Source organism: uncultured Bifidobacterium sp. (genome assembly GCF_959020145.1).
GTDB lineage: Bacteria > Actinomycetota > Actinomycetes > Actinomycetales > Bifidobacteriaceae > Bifidobacterium.
On record NZ_CAUEQY010000067.1, the window covers coordinates 1 to 4,437 of the forward strand.

A 4,437-nucleotide genomic window follows, 5' to 3' on the forward strand; every position below is an offset into this window, starting at 1 on the left:
AATCCGCCATTTTGCTCCAGAAATGCAGCCACCGCCTGCGTGGAGGGCACGGCAAGATTGACGATGCGAGTGCGCGAGCGAATCGTCGGCAACACGTCCTGCGCACTCGGCGCACACAAGAGCCAAATCGTATGCTCACTCGGCTCCTCAATCTCCTTGAGCAACACGTTGGTGGTGCGTTCCAGCATGCGATCGACATCTTCGATAATGATGATGCGCCACGGCGCAGTGCTTGGCATCTGCTCGGACGTAGTGATGATGTTTCGCACCTCGTCGATGCCGATGGTCACTTTGTTGGTGGCCAGCACGGTCACGTCGGGGTGAGTGCCGGCAAGCACCTGCTGCGCGGCTTTGGTCGGCTCGTCGCCAAGACCATGATCGGGGCTCTCCAACGCCGCAGCAAACGCGCGCGCCACATTGGAACGACCCGATCCCGGAGGACCGCAAATCAGCCAGGATTGCGCAATGGCTTTCGGATCGCCACTTGCGATGGCTTTGAGTTGTTCGACAACCTGCTGCTGGCCGACAATCGAATCCCACACGCTCACTGGGCGGCCTCCGATTGGAAAGTTTTCATTTGACTGATTTGCGCAAAATCAGACTGAATATGCGCCCATACTTCATCGATGGATTGGCTGGCATCAATCACGCGGAAGCGTTGCGATTCCGCCTTTGCCAAGTCAAGAAACGCCTGTCGTGTACGACGTTGGAAATCGTTTCCTGCAGACTCCATGCGATCTTCATCATGCTGCAGTCGTGCATGCGATTGCACAGGGTCAAGATCCAGCAGATACGTGCGATTCGGCAATAGCTCACACGTTGCCCACATACTTAAGTCGCGGATTTCACCTGCCGTCAATTCGCGGCCGCCAGCCTGGTATGCAAGAGAAGAATCAAGGTACCGATCGGTAATTACCACGGCACCGCGTTCCAGTGCAGGGCGAATCACCTCGGCAACATGCTGGGCACGGTCAGCGGCGAACAGCAGCGCCTCCGCACGCGGAGCGATATCCGCATCGGAACCTTCCACGCCGCCAAGCAGCAACTCGCGAATCGCCACGCCAAGCACAGTACCGCCTGGCTCGCGCGTGACCACGCATTCGCGCCCCTGCGCCTCAACGTACGCACGCAACCGTTCAACCTGCGTGGTTTTGCCGACGCCGTCTACACCTTCAAAGGAGATGAATATGCCTTGCATATTCATCACTCTACATTGCGGCGTTCGCAACGCTACCGCTGCTCACTGCTACGAACAGTCCACCAGACTGTTCATCACCGGGCGGGAACTACGGCGGGACGGGTGTAGCCTTCGTTGGCGGCAAGCCATTCCACATCGGCCTTCACCGTGGTCGGCGTGGAACCGATCTCCTTGGCGATACGGGTGTTGGCCCAACCCTTATCGGCCAACTCGCGCACCTTGGCACGGCGATCGGCACGAGCCTTATCGACGGAAGCCGCCTTGGAAGTCTTAGAAGCCTTGGCAGCACCAGCCTTCTTAGCCCCGCCCTTGCCGGCGGCAGTCTTACGTCCACGCCTTTTCGACGGGCCCTGCGCACGCTTCTCAGCCAGCAAACGGAACGCCTCGGCCGGTTCGATCGACTCAGGAGCATACTGCTTCGGCAACGTACGATTCGTCTCACCATCGGTGATATACGCGCCGTAGAAGCCTTCCTTGATGGTCACCTGCTTCTGCGTTTCCGGATCGACGCCCAATTCGCGCAGCGGCGGCTTCGCAGCGCCACGGCCACGCCCACGGCCATACTTCGGCTGGGCGAACAGTTCCTTCGCCTTATCCAAATCAACCGTGAAAATCTCATCTTCCGAAGCAAGCGAACGCGTATCCGACTTGCCATCGGCACCGGTCTTCGTCAAATACGGACCGTAACGACCATTATTGGCCTGCACGGTAACCGTCTGCACTTCACCGGTCTGCGCATCCACCTCTTCATACGAACCGACTTCACGCGGCAAGCTCAGCAGACGCAACGCATCATCCAACGTCAACGATTCCGGACTCATCGTCTTGAACAACGACGCCATCTTCGGGCGATCGGCAGCGGCTTTCTTCGCACCCTTGCCGCGCTTCGGCTTCTCACTAGCGCCCTCGGCAGCACCACCAGCATCGCCGGCATCGGCAGAAGGCATCACCAGCGCAACATACGGCCCGAAACGACCATTACGCACTTCAACGGTGCCTCCGGAAACCGGATCGACGCCAAGAGCGCGCGGACCGCCGGAATGGTTCTCGATCAAATCATGACCGACTTCCACCGTCAGCTCATCCGGAGCAAGCGTATCCGGCAGCGAGGCACGCTTCGGATTGCCCTCATCATCCAGATGGTTCATATCCTCCAAATACGGGCCATATCGACCGACGCGCACATGCAAACCGTCGCCGATCTCAATCGTATTGATCTCGCGAGCGTCGATTTCACCCAACTGCGCGACCTGCTGCTGCAAGCCGGCATGCGCCTCGTCCGCAGACTGCGCGGCACCCTCACCGGAACCGAAATAGAAGCGGGTCAGCCAATTCCTGCCGGTCTCCTGACCGCTCGCGATCTGGTCAAGACCGCTTTCCATATCGGCAGTGAACTCGTAATCCACATACCGCGGGAACTTCGTTTCCAGCAATTTGACCACGGAGAACGCGAGCCACGACGGAATCAACGCACGACCGCGCTCATACACGTACCCGCGATCGATAATCGTGGAAATAATGCTCGCATACGTGGACGGGCGGCCGATTTCCTTCTGTTCCAACGTTTTCACGAGCGACGCTTCGGTGTAACGCGCCGGAGGCTGAGTTTCGTGTCCGTCGGCACCAACCGCCACCGCGGCGAGCGCATCGCCCGGATTCATCGGCGGAAGCGACACATTGTCATCCGACTTCTTATCCGCTTTGCTGGATTTACCGGATTGCGCAGCCTGTTCAACGCTTCCAGCAGCATCGCCCTTCTTCGATTCGGCGGATGCGCGGCGGCCTTCACCGGTCGCCTTCATAAAGCCGGGGAATTCGATGACAGTGCCGGAAGCCTGGAACATGGCTTCCCCATTCGATTCGGTCGGTGCGGACAGTCGCACGGTCGCCGTGGAACCGGTTGCGTCTGCCATCTGGCAGGCAAGCGTGCGCTGCCAGATCAGCGTGTACAGCTTGAGCTGGTCGGCCGGCACTTTGCTTGCGATTTCCGCAGGGTCACGGAATTTCGCGCCCGCCGGCCTGATGCATTCGTGGGCTTCCTGCGCGCCTGCCGTCTTTGTGGCATATTGTTTCGGCGCGTCCGACAGATAGTTTTCGCCGAAATGCTTGACGACCGCTTCACGAGCGGCTGCGATCGCTTCCTGCGACAGCGTCACCGAATCGGTACGCATGTAGGTGATATAGCCGTTTTCGTACAATCCTTGCGCCGCACGCATGGTCTGACGCGAGCTCATGCCGAGACGATTGCCGGCGGTCTGCTGCAAGGTGGACGTGGTAAACGGTGGAACCGGACGGCGACGGTACGGCTTGGTTTCCATCGACGCGACAGTAAACGTTGCAAATTCCAATGCCTGCGCAATCGCGGAAGCCTGCGCCTCGTCCAACTGCACGACCTGATCCTTCGCACCGGCCGCAGTCAGCTTGCCATCGGCGCCGAAATCCTTGGAACCAGCTAAACGACGGCCACCCAACGACACCATACGAGAATCGAACGCAACATTATTGCCATCGGCATCCGGCGCCTCCAACGTTGCGGTGACATCCCAATACGGGGCACGCACGAACGCCATACGCTCGCGCTCGCGCTCCACGATCAAACGCGTGGCGACGGACTGCACACGGCCCGCGGAAAGACCCGGCCCAACCTTGCGCCACAGCACCGGAGAAAGCTCATAGCCGTACAGGCGGTCCAGAATACGGCGGGTTTCCTGTGCGTCGACCATGTCGTCGTCAACGTCGCGAGTATTGTCAAGCGACGCTTTGATGGCTTCCTTCGTGATTTCGTGGAACACCATGCGCTTAACCGGCACTTTCGGCTTGAGCGTCTGTACCAGATGCCAGGCGATGGCCTCTCCCTCGCGATCCTCATCGGTTGCGAGGTACAGGGTGTCGGCTTTTTTCAACGCGCTTTTCAGTTCGGATACGGTTTTCTTCTTGTTGCCATCGACGATGTAGTACGGCTTGAATCCGTCTTCCACATCAACGCCGAACTTGCCGAATTTGGTTTTGTCGGCGGCCGGCACCTGGCTTGGCTGCGCAAGATCTCGAATATGGCCGACCGAGGCCATCACCGTATATTCGGAGCCTAAATACCCACCGATTTTCTTGGCCTTGGTGGGAGACTCCACAATCACGAGCTTGCTGCCGGTAGCCATAGCCACTCCTTATTACTAGCGTTTGCAACGCAATAATACTCACTGACCGTATGCAGTTGGCAAACCGCCCGTGTGGCGCGAGCG

The 4,437-nt window shown here is 58.9% G+C and carries 3 protein-coding genes; all 3 read right to left on the reverse strand.

Features of this window, described 5'->3' with window-relative positions; translation table 11 throughout:
• On the reverse strand, positions 1-548 hold a 548-nt coding region (locus Q5H33_RS08135; protein WP_302423956.1), incomplete at its 3' end, for an AAA family ATPase.
• Positions 545-1,198, reverse strand: coding sequence for a dTMP kinase (tmk, locus tag Q5H33_RS08140; protein ID WP_117502061.1), 654 nt, complete (start codon positions 1,196-1,198; stop codon positions 545-547). The genes Q5H33_RS08135 and tmk, both read right to left, overlap by 4 nt.
• Before the next feature lie 74 nt (positions 1,199-1,272).
• Positions 1,273-4,353, reverse strand: a complete 3,081-nt coding sequence (gene topA, locus Q5H33_RS08145; RefSeq protein WP_226856986.1) for a type I DNA topoisomerase — start codon at positions 4,351-4,353, stop codon at positions 1,273-1,275.
• Positions 4,354-4,437 lie beyond the last annotated feature (84 nt).

Bases quoted from the DNA above. Each gene is read 5' to 3' on its own strand.
- topA (WP_226856986.1), bottom strand. From the start codon at position 4,353: ATGGCTACCGGCAGCAAGCTCGTGATTGTGGAGTCTCCCACCAAGGCC.
- tmk (WP_117502061.1), bottom strand. From the start codon at position 1,198: ATGCAAGGCATATTCATCTCCTTTGAAGGTGTAGACGGCGTCGGCAAA.